Source organism: Aeromonas sp. QDB56 (assembly GCF_027705505.1).
In the GTDB taxonomy this organism is placed as follows: domain Bacteria; phylum Pseudomonadota; class Gammaproteobacteria; order Enterobacterales; family Aeromonadaceae; genus Aeromonas; species Aeromonas caviae.
Map to the genome: position 1 here is coordinate 2,453 of NZ_JAPDBZ010000207.1, position 2,120 is coordinate 4,572.

General features: G+C 56.3%; 4 protein-coding genes. All 4 read right to left on the reverse strand.

The window, feature by feature from the left end:
- Positions 1–181 precede the first annotated feature (181 nt).
- The 4 genes from OKB81_RS19475 to OKB81_RS19490 are packed head-to-tail and all read right to left on the reverse strand — an operon-like array spanning position 182 to position 2,058.
- Positions 182–616 carry a DUF2787 family protein gene (locus OKB81_RS19475; protein WP_043130272.1) on the reverse strand — a complete coding sequence of 145 codons (435 nt, stop codon included), beginning with the start codon at positions 614–616 and terminating at the stop codon, positions 182–184.
- A complete protein-coding gene (locus OKB81_RS19480; protein WP_270673383.1) occupies positions 613–1,233 on the reverse strand; it encodes a hypothetical protein in 621 nt (206 codons plus the stop codon). The genes OKB81_RS19475 and OKB81_RS19480 overlap by 4 nt, the downstream gene beginning before the upstream one ends.
- A gap of 22 nt (positions 1,234–1,255) precedes the next feature.
- Positions 1,256–1,558 carry a YkvA family protein gene (locus OKB81_RS19485; protein ID WP_021139674.1) on the reverse strand — a complete coding sequence of 101 codons (303 nt, stop codon included), beginning with the start codon at positions 1,556–1,558 and terminating at the stop codon, positions 1,256–1,258.
- The gene (locus OKB81_RS19490; RefSeq protein WP_270805391.1) at positions 1,555–2,058 is read right to left on the reverse strand and encodes a hypothetical protein; all 504 of its coding nucleotides are present in this window, start codon (positions 2,056–2,058) and stop codon (positions 1,555–1,557) included. The genes OKB81_RS19485 and OKB81_RS19490 overlap by 4 nt, the downstream gene beginning before the upstream one ends.
- Positions 2,059–2,120: the final 62 nt, after the last annotated feature.

Below are 2,120 nucleotides of genomic sequence, written 5' to 3' on the forward strand. Positions count from 1 at the left end.
AATTTGCGGAAAAATGGGTGAGTTAATGAATTGGTCGGGTTGCCCCGCATATTCACGGCGAGCCCCGTGCCCGCCCCGTGTGAGCGGGGGGGGAAACGGGGCGCGTTTTTCCCTTGGAGAGATTGGGTAAATCGACGCCAACCCCGTGAACCCGCGAAATTTGCGCATTAATAGGGAGGGATCATTCAGTGGCTACCGTGATCGCATAGACACCCAGCGACAGGTAGGTGAGGAAATTGCCCTCCCATAATTCATAGAACTCACCCAACTCAGACAACGGCACCACATGCGCATAGGCAATCAGCCCTTCTTGGCTTGAGAAGTCAAAATCGACCTCCTTAGCCAATTCGGCATAGTCACCCATGCCGACATAGGAGAAGTCCGTCATATAGACCAAGGACCATAGATTTCCTCGGCGTTGTAGACGGATTTCCACCGGATGAAAGCCACCACTCTCCGGACCATAACCCGGATCACGAAAGTTCATCGTGACAGCACGGGCTTGGGGCCATGTGGGATGGTGCGTGTTCAGCAGGTCGGTCAGACATACTGCGAACTGGCGTGAAACCGGCAGAGGGAGCCCCTGCCAGTTCAGTGCTATGTCACGGTTGCTCATTGTTGGGCCTCCTCACTGGCCGCCGGGTCTACGGTTTCAACTTCACCCCCTGTCTCATCCATCTTGTCTGACAAACCGGCCTGGTCGTTGGCTGTTTCCAAAAACGGGGGCTCATTGCCTTTCTCGATGGTTATCTCATCGGTCATGTCATCTTGGCCCTTCTGCCCCTTGGCTTTTCCCTTGCGAGCCTGTTTATCCATATTGACTGGTTCATCCAGCTGAGTAGACCAGTCGCTGAGAGAGAGACCGGCCCGGTGGAACGGCGAGTTGGGCTCGGCGGCCACCAGTAACTTTTCAGCCCGCAGGATGGCGGCGAGGAAACCGTGGTTATTGGCACTGCCTCGAACAAACAGCGCCTTGAGCGCTACCGATTTGAATGGCGCACCCTTGAGGATATCCAGCAGTGCCAGGATGTCATCGAGCGATAACCAGTGCTTGCTGAACAGGCCGCCCGTGTCGTTGGCGGTAATGCGAAGGGCGTAGCGACCCTCATCATTCTTGCCCACATCGTAGTGCAGCAAACCACTGGCCCGTGCGCTTATCTTCGGTGCCTTAGCGGATTTAATAACAGTCCAGACCGGAGCAGCCGACGCTGCCGGTTGTGTGGCTTTAGCCATAATGAAATTCCTTCTGAAGGGGTTACTTGAAGAAGTCAGCCGCTTTGCTGCGATGACCTTGATGGATATGACTGCCTAACGAAGCAATGGCGCCGCTGATGACCCCCAGGTCATCGGTGAGACCGACGCCGGGGATAAAGTCCGGTACGGCATCGACCGGACAGAGCAAATAGGCGAGTGCGCTGACCACGATGGTCTTGACCCACACAGGCGTCTGCTCGTCGGCCATCAACAGGTAGAGCAAGACGGCCTGCTCAACCAGCAGCTTCATGCCCTTGATATGCTTGAGCTTGGAAAGTAGCGAGGAGCGGTTGATCTCGGTCATGCAACCCACTCCCCATCCCAATCTGACGCTAGCGCCAGACTGACCACACCATCGCAGATATCCAGGACCGGACCCGCGTTCCGGGCGGTGACGTTGAGCAACTTGAACACCGGATGGTCTTTATCGTGCAGCGCCACTTGTGTGCCCTCCAGAGCGACCCAGCGCTCCGGTAACGGCAACCAGTAGACGGCCTGCTCGGCGCTGTCCGTGGTGACGCTGCTGTCACCCATGTCCCACACCTCTTCAAAGATGCCGTTGTCCAGGTCATGGGTGGCCTGACCGGAAAAGCGAGCAATCGACAGCACCAACTGCCCTATCTGAGTCGAGGGCAGTTGGTGCAAGGTGTAGGTATTGGTGTGACTGAAGATGGCGACCAGTACCGGCAGACCGGGCATTGGCAAGGATTCCGGTACATAACGACCGTGGATGCGGATGGCTTTGACCAGTTGATGATGGCGTAGCAGTGCTCGCGACAGGGTATCCAGGGCGTTGTTGCCCAAATCAGCTCGACCTGAATGGAACTTTTGGTGAAGCCCATGATCTGATCACCAAATCCCTCTTC

Excerpts from the sequence above, each read along its gene's own strand:
- OKB81_RS19475 (WP_043130272.1), bottom strand. The coding sequence starts at position 616 with ATGAGCAACCGTGACATAGCACTGAACTGGCAGGGGCTCCCTCTGCCG.
- OKB81_RS19485 (WP_021139674.1), bottom strand. The coding sequence starts at position 1,558 with ATGACCGAGATCAACCGCTCCTCGCTACTTTCCAAGCTCAAGCATATC.
- OKB81_RS19480 (WP_270673383.1), bottom strand. The coding sequence starts at position 1,233 with ATGGCTAAAGCCACACAACCGGCAGCGTCGGCTGCTCCGGTCTGGACT.